Origin of the sequence: Marinifilum fragile (genome assembly GCF_963677365.1) — a bacterium.
In the GTDB taxonomy this organism is placed as follows: Bacteria; Bacteroidota; Bacteroidia; order Bacteroidales; family Marinifilaceae; genus Marinifilum; species Marinifilum fragile.
The window spans coordinates 748988-764699 of the sequence record NZ_OY781962.1 but is presented as its reverse complement, the minus strand read 5'-3'; the positions used below and the strand labels follow the sequence as shown (position 1 = coordinate 764699).

The following is a 15712-nucleotide window of genomic DNA, read 5'->3' as shown; positions in this document are numbered from 1 at the left end:
GTAATGAGTAAAACATCCTCAATTAGTAATTAATAATGAGTAATTAATCAATAGATGCAGAGGACTGTGCCTCTTTTTGTGTATGAGCAAAAAGTCACATCGATGAATGGTCAAAGAGTCGAATGGTCTGGAAAAGTATAGAAAACAGTTAACAATGAACAGTTAGCAGTAAAAGCTTGTCATTTTGAATTGGCAGTCATCCCGAGGAAACGAGGGATCTCTACCTGGCAATTAATAATGAGTATGCAAAGTTCGGAACTCATAGCTATCTTCCGCAACTTTATACTTTATACTTTATACTTTATACTTTATACTTTATACTTTATACTTTAAATACTTTCTATCCCTAAGGATTGGGACCTGCAATCTGGCATTATACTTGCTTTTGGCTTTTTTGGTCCAGAAGGCTTTCGGGCTTGATTTTTTTTTGGGGATTTGAGATTATCAACCACAAAAAAACCACCTCAATAACTTGAGATGGTATTATTAATTAATAATTGTTCATTACTAATTAAAATTGGCAAACCTATAAGCCGGGTCCTGTCCTCTACAAAAGAGTTTCTATCATTTATCTTGAACATTTGTTGCCAAATGTCTCTAGCAATCTACCCCCCGACATCGGCCGAGTAAGCCTACAGCTGTCGGTATACTTGATCTTGCAACACATAAGGTACACGGCTACCCATGTCACCACAGGTACCGGTGAGCTCTTACCTCACCTTTTCACCCTTACCAAAATTACCGAAGTAGCTTTGGCGGTTATTTTCTGCTCTACTACTAAAGCCTTTCGACCTTCTTCCAGTTAAGAAGTATGTTACTCTGCGTTGCCCGGACTTTCCTCTCTTTCTTGCGAAACAGCGATAGAACGGTTTGCCGGTGGCAAAGATAATGAAATTCTCTTTGCTTCAAATACCAAAAATCAAATTCCAAAAACCAAAATCCAAGAATCAAATTCCAAACTTCAAATTCTAAAATTCAATGTCCAGAACAATTGAAAACAGATTACAAATTATCAGTAAAAGCTAAAAGAACAGTAAAGTTATTTTTTCACTACTGTCTTATTATAGATGCTAGCCAGAATTTTAATAATTTCCTTGGATTCTTTTTCCAGTTTGATCCATTCAACCTTAGCATCGGAAATTGCAACAATTATCCGGATCCAATAATTAGTCTCCCTTGCCTCTTTCAATGCAATAGCCACCTTATTGGCAAAGTCTGCGGTAGATACAGCAGCTTGAGCTTCTTCAAAGTTCGCTCCTATAGATGTAGCCGATTTAAGTATTTGATAAGAAATTACTTTGTATTCATTTGAACTTGGCAAGCTACGAACTTCATTCACAATTGATATTGAGAATTCAAACAAACGTTGCTGCAAATCAAATTTAGAAGTCATTAGTTCAAAACTTTGTAGTCTTTGGGATTTGGTTTTGGGAATTTGTTAAATTGCAACTTCGTTACAATTTAACGATAAACGCATCCCTAAAACCTTTCTTGCGCACTTCGCGCAATTCGCGACGGCAAACCCAGTAGTCATCGTAGTTGCCTACAAAATAGCGATACAACTCATCATGTTGATCATAGGACTGGCTCACATCTTTTAGGTTAAAACGAGAGCTTTTCACTTTGTTTTTGCCAGCAAAAATCTGAATGGTATAATGAGCATCCGCTGCAGCATCAGGTTGATTTATTACTCTCTTGTCTTTACTTGGGTCCTTAATTCCTGCTCTGGTAAAGCCTAAATCATGAAGTTTTTGAACTGCTTCATCTGCTTTATCCTTATCGGCGTATGGTCCAAGTTCGATATAATAAATTGGTGATTTGGAAATCTTCAAGCTTGATAGCTCATAGTAATAATCAACATATTCCTTTCCACGCATTTTGCGCCCCATATTATAAGTTCCTGCATCCGCTGTTTTTACTTTTTTAGACTTTGAGGCATTCATCAATTTTCCCTGGCTCATCACAAGCAATTCTGCATTTGCATACTTGCTTTTTACCATGTCGTTAAGGTATTTTTCTGCATTACCCACATCTTCAAACTTCCCCAACAAATAGTAATATACTCCCTCCTGTTGATGAACCTTAGGCTTAAGGTCTTCAAATTGATCTGCTGTTAAAATCTCTTTTGATTCTTTTAATTTAATGGTATAGAAATATGCATTTTCTACATTGGTCAATTTTGATATTGCCAGTTCGGCAGCTTTCTTTTTTTGAACATCCTTTTTTTGAGGTTCCAAATCAATTACTCCCTCCAGCTCTTCTTTCGAAAATTCTTCTAACAAATCAACCACCCTAGCCTCTGTATATCCAATTTCTTTGATCTTCTCGCTCAACTCCTCTGCTTCTTTCAATGACTTCGTAACACCGGATATATAATGAAAATCACCCCCCTCGCTACTCAATTCGATCACTCCATCCAGATTTTCAAAGTAATCGGTATAAACAGGATATTTATACTTCACAATCTCAACCGCATAGGAAGTACTCCCAGATGATGCTACATTAAAGTTCAAATCTAAAACTGGGGAAAAGTAGCCGATTGTTCCAACCGATAAAACAAAACAGATGATAAAATAGATATTTCTCATAGTGTAAGATAGTATAGGGTACAGAGATAAACTGGTCGCAATATTAGTAGTAAATATAATAATTTCCTACTTATTAACAATTAAGATTTTCCATTAACAATGAACAATTATATGGAGGATGAAAGCAGATTGATGAATGTACTATAGTTGCAGTCTAATATCCAAGTTCGAAACTTCAAATACCAATCTTCAAATCCCAAAAACCAAGTATAAAGTATAAAGGAGAAAGTGTAGTCATCCCGAGCTAGTCGAGGGATCTCTCACTTTAAGATTCAATCCCGAAAGCTTTCGGGACCAAATTCCCTGATAACTGATAACTGATAACTGATAACTGATAACTGAAATGGCTAGTTGATTACAAATAACAGCTCCAACCTTCGATTTTGTCGATGTTGTTCTTCCGTACAATCTACGCCATCACAGCATTCATTCACCACAAAACGCTCTCCATAGGCATTACAGCTTACTTTACTGGAATCAACTCCTTTAGAAACGATATACTCCTTAGCCATTTTGGCTCTCTTCATAGATAAAATCCTATTGGATTCAGCAGCTCCTTTCGAATCGGTATGCGAATTGATAACGACACCCAATTCGGGATACATCTTCCAAAATCCAGCCATTTTAGTCAATGTTAACTTGGCTTCGGAATTTAAACTCTCCTGCCCAGCATCAAAATGAATTTTACGGAACATTATTCGTTTATCCGGGTAATCAATCGGAGTCAACTCTTTGGCAAAATCTCCACCCATATTTTTCTCCAATCTCCTTAATAAGATATCCACACTCAAATTAGATTCTACTGGATAGTATTTCAAATGTGCTGTCGCATAACCTTGCTTTTCCGCATTTATCTCGTAAAGTATACCTTTACCCAATTCGTAACAGGAAACATCAAACTGAAACTTATCTGTTGTGATTTGTTGCGGTACAATAACCTGATCACTTATCACCTTTTTGATTTCCAGTTTTGCATTTGGAATGGATTCCTTGCTGCTCGCCTCTTTCACAAAAAGTTCAACCGGTATTTTTCGATCTGCACCAAATGAATAAATTCGATCCCGAATCCCCTTATTGTTTCTATCCGAAATAAATAAAAGTTGTCCCTCTTCAGGGCTATCCTGAATGCTAAAATCATTCAGAGACGAATTTAAACCCGCTCCTGCATTCTTTACCTCTCCCCACTTCCCTTCTTTTGTTTTCGAGGCATAAAACAAATCCAAACGACCATAACCAACTTGTCCATCGGATGCAAACCACAACTTTCCATCTTTTAAAAGAGAAGGGTATATTTCATGATGTTTGGTGTTGATTTCATCGCCCAGATTAATGGGTGTTCCCCAAAACTTCCCTCTCTTATGACATACATAGATGTCCATTCCTCCATATCCACCTGGCATATCCGAAGAAAAATACAAACTCTTGCCATCTTTGCTAACATAGGGATAAGCACATGAATACTTTCGCCCATTAAATGGCAGAACAAAACTTGCCTTCCATTTATCATTTTTGAACTCTGCCTCCACAATTTCCATATACTGCCTGCCTTTCCTGGTATACCAGCACGTATAATACATGGTTTTCTCATCATCACGAACGGCAACTGCACCCAGATCAACACCATTGTCCAATTGATTGGCCCAGGGCTTCACTTCAGAAAACTCCTGATCAGCAAACTCACTATAAAACAACTGATAGCTTTTATCGCCACGAGCATTTTTTTTGCCCAGGTTAGAATATATGATTTTATTCCCTGCCACACTCACTCCCAGACTTTTCGATTTGGGTTGTGGATCGATTGATCGTAAAATCATCCCTGAATGATCTTCGGTTTTATGCAATTCCTGAATTGCTTTGATTCTTTTGTCTATAAGAATCCGATTGGCCCCTTTAATCGCAGCTCCTTCACAACACAATATAGCAGCTTCATACTTTTCTAAATTTAGGTAGATATGGGACAAGGCCAACAAATCGTCTGCAGATTTCTCACTATCATATATCTTCTGATAATAATTTTCAGCCTCCTGGTAATCACCTAAAAAGTAATAGGACTCAGCGATCTTCCGATTAATTTCCGGATTCTTGTTTTTAACATTTTTAAAGTTTGCGATTGCTTCGGCATAATGGTTTTTTACAAATGCCTTCTCTCCTCTCCTTAAAAATCGGTTTTGAGCCGACAAGAGAAAGGTGAAACATACAAATAACAAAGTCAGTTGAATTTTGGTAGCCATACTTTTACTGTGTTTGGGATGAACATAAATAAAAATAGGGCTTTTTTATCAGAAAATCCAAACTTCAAGCATCAAATACCAATAAATAAGGAGAAAAGGTCAAGGGAGAAAGTATCTCCAGCCATTTTATATTTCTACTATTTTACATTCTACTATTTGTATTTTCTTCCGTCGCATTTAAACGATCTTCATTAACCAAGGGTATTCAGTTGCGACGACATATGCATGAACCATATACCTTGGGCTACATTCGCTTTGCTCATTTACCCAAGGCTATAAAGATTACACCCCTCCGGGGCTATCCTTTGAGTCTTTTGGACTCGCTTCTTCAAGACCTTTCCAGACCTTTGGACTATCCAACTATCTCACTCTTCATCAATAGTGAACTATCACCATAACTTAAGAATCGAAATTCGTTCTCAAGGGCATATTGGTAGATTCTTTTCCAATCTTCACCAACCAATGCTGAAATTAGCAATAACAAGGTACTTTGTGGTTGATGAAAATTGGTAACCAATCCTTTGATCACCTTAAAATCGTAACCTGGAGCTATAATAATTTGTGTAGCTGCATTAAACAGGCTAATTTCATTCTCTTCCATATAAGAACAAATGGCCTGAAATGATTCTTCTACCGTATGGTGTTTTGGCAATTGATAAGCTTCCCATTGCTTCAATAACTTTGGATCTTCTGCCTCTGTCAGGATTTTAACTCCCATCCAATACAAACTCTCCAGTGTTCGAACAGAGGTTGTACCTACCGCAATCACACCATTTTTTGCAGCAGCAATACTTCTTAAACTTTCTGCAGTCACCTGAATATGCTCGGTATGCATTTCATGATCTCCGATCTGCTCTGATTTTACCGGCTTAAACGTACCCGCGCCAACATGCAAAGTCAGCTCTTCACGTTCAATTCCTTTGGCATCCATTTCTGCAAAAACCTTATCGGTAAAATGCAAACCAGCAGTAGGAGCCGCAACAGAACCTTCATATTTCGAGTAAACCGTTTGGTATCGAATCAAATCTCCTTCTTCTGTATCGCGATTCAAATAAGGAGGAATCGGAATTTTACCGGTTTGTTCCAACACTTCGCTAAAACTTAGTTCTTCGTGATTCCAACTGAACTGAATTTCCTGAGCACCATCCAGTAACTGAATTCTCTCTGCCTGTAATTGATACTCCGTATCACCCACAAAGAAAGGCATGCTTAACACACCTGATTTCCATTTTTTAGAATTTCCAACAATACATTTCCAGGTAGATTTTTGAGTAGCCTGAAAAGCCAGATTGTAATCTGCCGGATTCAGCGGCTCCAAACAAAATATCTCAACACGTGCACCTGTTTCTTTATGGAAGATTAGTCTTGCCTGAATTACCTTGGTGTTGTTGTACACCATTTTCGTTCCCACTTCAATTTCATCTGGAAGATGATTAAATACAGATTCATTGATCTCACCATTTCGATAAATCAATAATTTAGATAAATCTCTATTTTGCAAAGGATGTTTTGCAATTCTATGATCAGGTAAGTCGTAAGTGAAATTTACAATTTCAATCTGTTGTGTCTCTAATGTTTTATTTTCTGTATTAATCTCCATCTTCCTTCATCTGTAGGCCACACATAATCGTGCAGCAATTCATTTTGATCGGCAAAAATAGCTAACTTTGTTGGGAATTAAAAAAATCAGATCAAATGCAAATCAATATAGGCGATAAAGTCCGTTTTTTAAACGATATAGGTGGAGGAATCGTAACCAAAATCATTGATGCAAACACGGTTATGGTGTTGAACGATGAAGATGAATTTGAGATTCCAAGCATTAAAAAAAACCTTGTAGTTGTTGAGGCAGCCGGTGGCGAACAAGCAAATCAGCAGCAAACCACAAATATTACATCAGAAAGTTCGACTGTTAAACCCACTGCACAAAGCTTATTTGTGGAGAAAGAAGAAGTATATGCAGCATTTGCTCCTCGTGAAGGCTATAACCCAACCGAGAGTCCATTAGAACTTTATCTTATCAATGATACCAATCATATTCTTCTGTATGGATTCTATGATAAAAAAGGAGATAAAATGGAAGGCCAAACAGCTGGTAACCTTGATCCAAAATCAAAAATCCTACTGAACGAATACGATCTTAAGGAATTAAATGAACTATCTAACTGTTTCTTTCAGATTTTATTCTACAAATCAGGCGAGTCTGATATTAAAAAACCACTTGAACGAAACATTAAGATTCAACCGGTTAAGTTCTACAAATCTACAAGCTACAAAGACACTCCATATTTTCAACAAAATGTGATTCTCTACAAATTAACAGGTGAAGATTTGGAACACAAACTGGAAGAACTGAGCCAGAAAGAATTTAAAAAAGTAATTCGGGAAAAAGAATCTGACAACAAATCTAAAAACCAACAAGTAAATGTAAAAGGCAAAGAGGACTTGGTTGAAGTCGATTTGCACATTAATGCTTTGATTGACTCTGTTACTGGCCTTTCGAATGCAGACATTCTGGAATTTCAAATGAATAAGTTTCACGAAATCATGCGTCAATACCAAAATTCAAAAGGAAAAAGAATTGTGTTCATTCATGGAATTGGAAACGGAACTTTAAAGAAGAAAGTACACGACGAATTGAAACGCAAATACAAAAAGCACTATCAACAAGATGCTTCGTTTAAAGAATATGGTTGGGGAGCTACAATGGTTACAATAAGATAGCGTAATACAAAGAGAAGAGTACAGATGGCTGTACTCTTTTTTATTTTTTGAATCAGAACAGACTACAAGGAACAAATACAGCGATGATTTTGCTTTAATGCTGATTTTGCTAACGATTTTAGCATTGAATGACTTTTAATGGTATAATTGCACAAATACGAGCGAAAAATGTAAAGAAATTGCCGTTTTTGTACAAATACGAGCATTTCATCACTTGCAATGGTCGTTTTTGCACGAATAGAAGCATTGCAAGAGAATAAATCTTCATTTTTGCGCAAATATGTACGTTTATTTACTTTAAATGCTTGTTTTTGTCATCAATATGAGCTTTTCAATACTTTAAACGGCCATTTTTGTACAAATACGCCTGTTTAATCTCTTGCAACGGCCGTATTTGTAGCAAAATACCCGTTGCATCATTTGCAATGCATGTTTTTCCAACAAATAGAAGTATTAAAGTATATGACTTGCACAATATGAGCCCAAAATCGTGATTCAAGCATTGTCACTGGCTTGATTTGCCAATCATTTTTATTTAAAACCTTCGGATAATACGATTTAGTCACCCCATAAGTACAACACGCACACAAGGACAATCAAGCTCCAGTAAATATTTGTAGATTTAAATCCTTTAAGAATCCAAGAATGATTTGATGGGCTCAAAACATGAAAGAAATACCAGGAATCCTAAAATGGCAATGATTAATCCGGATATTTTATTGATCCAAAACATCTGTTTTAGTCTAAACTTTTTTCTAAACAGATCCACTATGGTTGATAGCGCATACCACCACAGTGCTCCACCCAATAAAACTCCTAGCAATAAATAAAGACCAGTCATTACCGAATGGGAATTTCCAAACACGGAAGCTCCAGCAAACATAGCCCCAAAAAACAAAACCGCAATAGGATTGGATAGTGTTAAAAAAAAGATGGCTAAAAAATCACCAAACATACCTCTTTTACCAGGCGATTGTGATTTTTTAAACTGTTTTACCGTATTGGTTAAGAAAATTCGTAGTCCAACTAAAACCAGAAAAATGGATCCAATTAATCTGAAGTAAAATTCCTGAGCTTGAATAAAATTGATCACAAAACCTAAACCCAACACTGCAATGGAGGCAAATAAAGTATCAGCAACAGCTGCTCCTGATCCTGAAATAAAACCAGCCAACCTTCCCTTCTGCAATGTTTTTTGAATGATTAGAACACCAATGGGTCCTAACGGTATTGAAGCCATTAAGCCCACAACTATCCCTTTAAAAATATATTGAAATTCCAACTAATCGTCTTTTTCAGTTAACAAAATTGAGTCGCAAAGTTCGGAATAAATCTCTTAAAATTCCATATCATCCGAAGAAAATCTTTGAAGAATTGTATCATCGTTTATTTCCTTCGATAACGATTCAATCACTTTCATTGGAACATCAAACAAATCCAACACAAGTAATCCATCCAAACAATCATTAAAATTTGGATCAATATTAAATCCTACAATTTTAGCATTCAGAGAAATATACTTCTTCAATAACACAGGCAACTTGTCATTGGTAATTTCAAAATCACCAATTAACTTATCCAATTTATTGATATCATTCTTGGCCGTTTCCAATAAAATATCAACATCCAAATCCTTAATCTTAACTTTAAACTGCTTTCTCGATTTGATATGCTGCCCCATTTCATAATTGAAATAATTAGCCATTATAAATTTAATGATCAAATCCTTCGACAAATTCGAGTATTTATTACTAATACTAACCGGACCAATCAAATAACGAGATTCTGGATTTTTAAGTAAGAAGTACAAGATCCCTTTCCAAAGCAAGAACAGAGGCATTGGCTTTCTTTGGTATTCCTTCACAATAAACGAACGTCCAAGCTCCAACGACTGACTAAGAATAGGCTGAAATTTCTTACCCATTCGGAACAGACTCTGCAAGTAGAAGCCCTTTAATCCATATCCAGGCAGGATCTCATGTCCTTTTCCAACGCGATAAGCTCCTACAATCTTGTGGTTTTCTTCATCCCAAATAAAGAGTTGATGATAATACAAATCAAACTCATCAATATCTATACTCTGATTTGTACCCTCTCCAACCTCACGGAACGTGATTTCTCTCAAGCGACCAATTTCATTGAGTATATTAGGCAATTTTGATGAAGGTGCACAATACACACAATACGATCGGCTTTTAAACAGCAAATACTCCTCTTTCAGGCCTTCTACCTCATTTCGAATCACATTCCCATCAATAGGAGGAATTACATCTTCCACCTTAACCACCTTTGCTTTGCGCTTAAAGCGATAAAACTTCTTCACCTCAATTGGCGTTCCCAACATGTAGGTCTTTGCACGCAAAAATCTTCCATACTGATTGATATCCACAAAACCCTTCTGATCTTTTTGAGAGATTGGGTTACCAATTCTGATGCGTACCACCTTATTCTTTTTATTCAACAATTCGGAAGGAAGCTTAACGGTTCGCAAACCTGGATGAATCATACCCAACAAATGGAAAACCAAGCTGTTGTTTCCTTGAAAGTAGATCGGTATTACAGGTACATCAGCCTTCTTTATAAATTTTAGAATGGAAGGCATCCATTGTTTATCCGAAATATTATGCGTTGCCGACTGGTAGGTTGAAACCTCTCCTGCCGGAAAAATCCCCAATGGTTTTCCATCGCTCAAATGACGCAGTGCTTCTTTTAATCCACCTGTACTTGACGCTGCTCCTTTTCTATCTTCGAAAGGATTAACTCCCAGAAAATAATCCTGAATGGGCTCTATCTTTTTCAGTAAAAAGTTCGCCATGGCCTTAAAATCAGGTCGAACAAGGCTCAACAGTTTTATCAAAATAATACCATCAATCCCTCCAAAAGGATGATTCGAAATGGTAATAAAGGCACCTTCGGTAGGAATTCGCTTTAATTCTTCTTCATCAAATTCAAACTTAATTCCAAGCTCTTCAATTAAAGCATCTATAAACTCGATTCCGTCTTTACAACAATTATCAGAGTATAGCTTGTTCAGCTTGTCTAACTTCAAAATGTACATTAAAAATTTGGCAAAACTTTCACCACCAAACCAATTTAAACTCTCACTGGCTTTTAGCAAATCTTTCGGATCAACTAATTTCATATATTAATATTTTCATGAAAGTCCTTTTTTATAAGGAAAAATCTTATTCAAATCATAAGATTAACTTTCTTTCTTAGTTTTTGTTTTGATTGTCCTTTCGCTAGTATTCGCTTTAATCGAACACTTCGTCTTAATTAGGCAAAAATAGCATTATTTCTTTTATGATACCGTTCATATTTGGTTAAATCGATACTCTATTCTTCTATTTAAATACTTTCTTTAATCCAAATTCCTTTATGAAAAACACTAACTTGCTTAAAACCTATCTGTTTCAACCTCTTTATCGTCTCATCAAAATGGCTTAATAATTCTGTCGGTTGATGTGCATCAGTGCCAATTGTAACTGAAATGTTCCTCTTACAACATTCCTTCAAAAAATAATCATCAGGAAAAAGCTTAGCAGATTTCTTTTTGTAAATGCCACGAGTATTCACCTCTACTATACAGTCTGATTTCTCAAGTGCATTCAATGTTTTATTCAGCAAGTTGAGATACCATCCCTCCGTTTCCTCAAAAAATCGTCCCTTATTATTCATCTTCACCTTGTCAACATGACCAATAACATCTGGCTTTTGGGTCTCGATCATTTCTATCACCTGGCCAAAATAAGCAGATACTGCTTGCTCAACATCTCCATGAAACAGCTTCTGAATTCCTTCTGAATAATTTGTGTCCGGACCATCCAAGAACCAAAACTCGTCATTTGAATCTCCTTTCACCAAATGCACCGATCCAATGGTATAATCCAATCCCAAAGTCTCTTTCCAGGATTTAAAAGGCTTTGTAATTCCAGGAATATAATCCAACTCCAACGACAGGTATACTTCTATTTCATCCTTATGTACCTCCTTTAAACGATTGATCTCATTCAAATAGGGTTTTACGCGCGAAGATTTCATTGCCCAGGGAACATTTTCATTTAAGGGTGCATGAGATGAGAAACCAATTGCTCTCATTCCCAGGTTGATTCCTTCTTTTATGTACTCTTCCGGATCTCCTTTACCATCACAATAGGATGAATGTGTATGATATGAAAAATATTTCATTAGCTCTTTTTATGTTGTGCAAATATAAACCAATATGGAGAACTTTCAAGATGAGCTTAGGAATAAGAGCATGCTTCTTTAAAATGTTTTTAAATAATCCTATCTTTGCAGTAATTTCAAGACTTATGGAGAATAAAGAAACAACTAGATATAATCAATGGCTACCTACATCAGCCAAAGAGGTTAAAGAGAGAGGATGGGAGGAATTAGATGTAATTCTTTTTAGCGGAGACGCATATGTTGATCATCCATCATTTGGTGCTTCGGTAATTGGACGAATTATTGAACACGAAGGCTTAAAGGTCGCAATTATTCCTCAGCCCAACTGGCGTGATGATTTAAGAGATTTTAAAAAGCTAGGACAACCAAAATTGTTTTTTGGAGTAACTGCCGGTAATATGGATTCAATGGTGAATCATTACACCGCAAACCGAAGACTGCGTCACGATGATGCTTATACTCCTGGTGGAAAGCATGGATTCCGTCCCGACAAACCTACAGTTGTTTATACACAAATCTTAAAAAAGTTATATCCTGAAACACCAATATTGATAGGCGGAATTGAGGCTTCTCTGAGAAGATTAACTCATTACGATTATTGGGAAGACCAGCTGAAACCCAGCATCCTAATGGATAGTGGTGCGGATTTACTAGTGTATGGAATGGGAGAAAAACCATTAAAGGAAATTATCCGCTTAATGAAACGAGGTGTGCCTTTCTATTCTCTTACAAATATTCCTCAAACTTCATTCATTGTAAATCAAGATGAAAAGTATGCCACTAAAAAGCAATGGCAAAGTCAGGAGCTTTTTTCGCATGAGGACTGTTTGGCTGATAAAAAGAAATTTGCAAGCAACTTTAGATATATTGAGATGGAATCGAATGCCATGATGGCAAAGAAACTAACTCAAAACTTTGGCGATCAGCAAATCGTGGTAAATCCTCCATATCCTGTAATGAATGAAAAAGAAATGGATGAGATCTACGACTTGCCTTACACAAGACTTCCTCATCCACGCTACAAAGACAAACACATCCCTTCATTTGAAATGATCAAATTTTCGGTTAATATGCATCGTGGATGTTTTGGTGGTTGCTCGTTCTGTACCATTTCTGCCCATCAAGGTAAATTTATTGCCAACCGTTCAGAAAAATCAATTCTAAAAGAAGTTGAATACATCACAAAAATGCCTGACTTCAAAGGATACCTATCTGATTTAGGAGGTCCATCTGCAAATATGTATCAGATGAAAGGGATTTTTGAATCAATTTGTAAAACTTGTCGTCGCCCTTCGTGCATCCATCCTGATGTTTGTCCTAACTTAAACACAAATCATCAGCCAATGCTTGATATCTACAAAAAGGTGGATAAAATTCCAGGGGTTAAGAAATCATTTATCGGTAGTGGCGTTCGTTACGATTTAATGTTGCATCAATCAAAAGATGAAAACATCAACAAAGCAAATAAGGAATATGCGGTTGAATTGATCAAAAATCATGTTTCCGGCAGACTAAAAGTGGCACCAGAGCATACTTCTGATGAAGTTTTGGAAATCATGAGAAAGCCTTCATTCAAATTATTTTACAAACTAAAAACTCTTTTTGATGAGATCAATAAGAAAGAAGGTACAAACCAACAACTCATTCCTTATTTTATCTCTAGTCACCCTGGAAGTCATGGTACCGACATGGCTGATTTGGCAGTAAAAACCAAAGAATTGGATTTTAAATTGGAACAGGTTCAGGATTTTACACCTACACCAATGACTGTTGCAACGGTAATATATTATTCTGGCTATCATCCTTATACTTTAAAAAAGGTTTACACTGCCAAAACCAAAAAAGAGAAATTGTCGCAAAGAAAATTCTTATTCTGGTACAAAAAAGAATATCGTGATGCAATTAAACAAGAGTTAATCAAAATGGGTAAAAAAGATTTACTCACCAAGCTATTTAGATAGTTTAACAAACAATAAACACTATTGATAATAATTTGGTCGACATTGAATGGGTAATATTTTATTATTAGTCTATATAATTGTACATTAGGTGTTCAAACTCTAAGCTTAATTTATGAAAGCATTTTACCAAACGACTTTTAAATATTTGTTGTTATTAGGATTCATCTTTTTGTTTACAAATTGTGAAAAATCAAAACAAGACAGACAAAATGAGAAAGGAATTGAATTGCTGGCAGATAAAAAGTTTGAGGAAGCCGTCAAGTATTTTACCACGATTATAAAAGAAGATAAAAACTACTTGCCTGCATATTTTAACCGTGCCATTGCTTATTCTTACCTTAACAACAACAGGGTTGCCATAAAGGATTTGAATGCTGTAATCGGCAAACAGAAATTTGAGGAAGAAGCCTATTTAAATCGTGCAATTCTTTATGAGAATCAGAAAAATTACAAGCAGGCCATTAAAGATTATACACAGGTTTTAACCATTAATCCCAGAAATATTAAAGCATATCACTACCGTGGCATATGCAAATATTATATCGAAGATTATAAAGGAGCCATTGAAGATTATAACCATTCCATAAGGATTGGTTTAAATTCTTCAGGCGTATATTACAACAAAGCAGTTTCGCTTGATTGCACAGGCAACTTTAATGATGCCATCAACAATTACAACAAAGCCATTAAAATAGATAAGAAACTCGACAGAGCATATTACGCACGTGGAATTGCCAAACTAAAGAATGGTGACAAAAATGGCGCGATAAAAGACATTCAAACATCAGTTACTATGGGATATAAAAAAGGAGCTGATATTCTGAAGCAGATCAAATAAATCTATCTCTCGAATAGCTTACCCTGCCAGGTATTTCTCTCTTTTAGGAGATTATTCAGTTTGTTTACGAACTGATAATTTTTTAAGCCCCATTTGGGGGCTATCAACCATCCCGGAGGTGCCTGGTTGGTAAATCGTTCCAACATCACATCTGGATTTATTCTCTCAATTACATTCACAATAAAATCCAAATACTCATCAAGTTCAAACATGTAAAATCGCTCAGGATCTTGCTCATATTCCTTAGCCATTTGAGTATTTCTAAGTATTTGAAGCTGATGTAATTTTAATGTTTCAATAGGCAATTTCGATAATTCAACTGCATGGCTTAACATATCTTCTTTGCTATCATGCGGCAAGCCATTTACCAAGTGCACACCAATATGAATACCACGATTGGCTGTTCTTTGAATGGTTCTTTCTGCTTCAATGTAGGTATGTCCACGATTAATAGCCAATAACGCCTCATCATTAGCCGATTCAACACCATACTCTATTGCAATGTAATGGTGCTTCGCCAACTCTTCCAAGTAATCCAACACCTCATTACTTACACAATCAGGTCTGGTTCCAATAACCAAGCCTACCACCTTCTTATGAGCCAATGCTTCCTCATACAGCTCTTTTATTTTATCAATATGACCATAGGTATTAGAATATGCCTGAAAATAAGCCAGGTATTTCTGGGTTTTGTATTTGGCATTAAAAAAATCAATCCCTTCCTCAATTTGCCTTGTAATTGTTTTTCGCGGACTGCAATATTCAGGATTAAAACTATTGTTATTGCAATATGTACAACCCCCAACACCCTTACTCCCATCACGATTGGGACAGGTAAAACCAGCATCTATTGATACTTTTTGAATCCTTTCAGCAAATCGTTTTTTGAAATAAGAAGGAAAATCATTGTAACGTCCTTCATGTCCCCATGGGTAAGTAATGTCAGCCATTTATCATTTATTTTGCGACAAAAATACAAATAGAATTTTAATTCAAAACTGAGCAAGTATATTTTGATTCCTCCCAGTTAATATGGCATATAGAATACTGACTGCTACAAGCCCCTTTTCATTACAATTAAAATAATTTGACTGTATTGCATAATTTTTTTCATTATTAAAGCTACATACTTTTCATTTTTGAAAGTATTCTTTATCTTGCTTCGGACACTTTAATAAAACT

General features: G+C 36.0%; 11 protein-coding genes and 1 other RNA gene. 3 read left to right on the top strand and 9 right to left on the bottom strand.

The genetic code is table 11. The features are described from left to right. Positions 1-513 precede the first annotated feature (513 nt). The 5 genes from rnpB to ACKPCA_RS02805 form a co-directional block, all read right to left on the bottom strand. Positions 514-877, bottom strand: an RNA gene (gene rnpB / locus ACKPCA_RS02825) — RNase P RNA component class A. A gap of 162 nt (positions 878-1039) precedes the next feature. Beyond that, a complete protein-coding gene (locus ACKPCA_RS02820; protein WP_321281262.1) occupies positions 1040-1393 on the bottom strand; it encodes a four helix bundle protein in 354 nt (117 codons plus the stop codon). 61 nt (positions 1394-1454) lie between these two features. After that, positions 1455-2588: an SPOR domain-containing protein gene (locus tag ACKPCA_RS02815; protein WP_321281261.1), complete on the bottom strand. Its 1134-nt coding sequence runs from the start codon at positions 2586-2588 to the stop codon at positions 1455-1457. A gap of 347 nt (positions 2589-2935) precedes the next feature. After that, complete coding sequence (locus ACKPCA_RS02810) at positions 2936-4819, bottom strand: OmpA family protein (protein ID WP_321281260.1); 1884 nt, start codon at positions 4817-4819, stop codon at positions 2936-2938. Positions 4820-5171: 352 nt separating this feature from the next. Next, positions 5172-6419 (bottom strand): S-adenosylmethionine:tRNA ribosyltransferase-isomerase, encoded by a 1248-nt coding sequence (locus ACKPCA_RS02805; RefSeq protein WP_321281259.1) that lies wholly within the window; start codon positions 6417-6419, stop codon positions 5172-5174. A 95-nt stretch (positions 6420-6514) separates the two neighbouring features. Between ACKPCA_RS02805 and ACKPCA_RS02800 the strand changes: the two genes are divergently transcribed. After that, entirely contained in the window at positions 6515-7543 is a 1029-nt protein-coding gene (locus ACKPCA_RS02800) for a Smr/MutS family protein (RefSeq protein WP_321281258.1), read from the top strand. 631 nt (positions 7544-8174) lie between these two features. Here ACKPCA_RS02800 and ACKPCA_RS02795 read toward each other — a convergent pair. The 3 genes from ACKPCA_RS02795 to ACKPCA_RS02785 form a co-directional block, all read right to left on the bottom strand. Continuing rightward, positions 8175-8783, bottom strand: a complete 609-nt coding sequence (locus tag ACKPCA_RS02795) for a LysE family translocator (RefSeq protein WP_054719053.1) — start codon at positions 8781-8783, stop codon at positions 8175-8177. A gap of 96 nt (positions 8784-8879) precedes the next feature. After that, positions 8880-10685 (bottom strand): lysophospholipid acyltransferase family protein, encoded by a 1806-nt coding sequence (locus tag ACKPCA_RS02790; protein WP_321281257.1) that lies wholly within the window; start codon positions 10683-10685, stop codon positions 8880-8882. Between the two features lie 206 nt (positions 10686-10891). Continuing rightward, positions 10892-11731, bottom strand: a complete 840-nt coding sequence (locus ACKPCA_RS02785; RefSeq protein WP_321281255.1) for a histidinol-phosphatase — start codon at positions 11729-11731, stop codon at positions 10892-10894. A 125-nt stretch (positions 11732-11856) separates the two neighbouring features. Between ACKPCA_RS02785 and ACKPCA_RS02780 the strand changes: the two genes are divergently transcribed. Next, positions 11857-13692: a YgiQ family radical SAM protein gene (locus tag ACKPCA_RS02780; protein ID WP_321281254.1), complete on the top strand. Its 1836-nt coding sequence runs from the start codon at positions 11857-11859 to the stop codon at positions 13690-13692. A gap of 112 nt (positions 13693-13804) precedes the next feature. After that, positions 13805-14530, top strand: coding sequence for a tetratricopeptide repeat protein (locus tag ACKPCA_RS02775; protein WP_321281253.1), 726 nt, complete (start codon positions 13805-13807; stop codon positions 14528-14530). 2 nt (positions 14531-14532) lie between these two features. Here the strand turns inward: ACKPCA_RS02775 and mnmL are convergent, their stop codons facing one another. Next, on the bottom strand, positions 14533-15480 hold the full coding sequence (mnmL, locus tag ACKPCA_RS02770; RefSeq protein WP_321281252.1) for a tRNA modification radical SAM protein MnmL/YtqA: 948 nt from the start codon (positions 15478-15480) through the stop codon (positions 14533-14535). Between the last annotated feature and the right edge of the window lie 232 nt (positions 15481-15712).

Coding starts and splice junctions, on each gene's coding strand:
- ACKPCA_RS02820 (WP_321281262.1), bottom strand. CDS start 1,393: ATGACTTCTAAATTTGATTTGCAGCAACGTTTGTTTGAATTCTCAATA.
- ACKPCA_RS02815 (WP_321281261.1), bottom strand. CDS start 2,588: ATGAGAAATATCTATTTTATCATCTGTTTTGTTTTATCGGTTGGAACA.
- ACKPCA_RS02810 (WP_321281260.1), bottom strand. CDS start 4,819: ATGGCTACCAAAATTCAACTGACTTTGTTATTTGTATGTTTCACCTTT.
- ACKPCA_RS02805 (WP_321281259.1), bottom strand. CDS start 6,419: ATGGAGATTAATACAGAAAATAAAACATTAGAGACACAACAGATTGAA.
- ACKPCA_RS02800 (WP_321281258.1), top strand. CDS start 6,515: ATGCAAATCAATATAGGCGATAAAGTCCGTTTTTTAAACGATATAGGT.
- ACKPCA_RS02795 (WP_054719053.1), bottom strand. CDS start 8,783: ATGGCTTCAATACCGTTAGGACCCATTGGTGTTCTAATCATTCAAAAA.
- ACKPCA_RS02790 (WP_321281257.1), bottom strand. CDS start 10,685: ATGAAATTAGTTGATCCGAAAGATTTGCTAAAAGCCAGTGAGAGTTTA.
- ACKPCA_RS02785 (WP_321281255.1), bottom strand. CDS start 11,731: ATGAAATATTTTTCATATCATACACATTCATCCTATTGTGATGGTAAA.
- ACKPCA_RS02780 (WP_321281254.1), top strand. CDS start 11,857: ATGGAGAATAAAGAAACAACTAGATATAATCAATGGCTACCTACATCA.
- ACKPCA_RS02775 (WP_321281253.1), top strand. CDS start 13,805: ATGAAAGCATTTTACCAAACGACTTTTAAATATTTGTTGTTATTAGGA.
- mnmL (WP_321281252.1), bottom strand. CDS start 15,480: ATGGCTGACATTACTTACCCATGGGGACATGAAGGACGTTACAATGAT.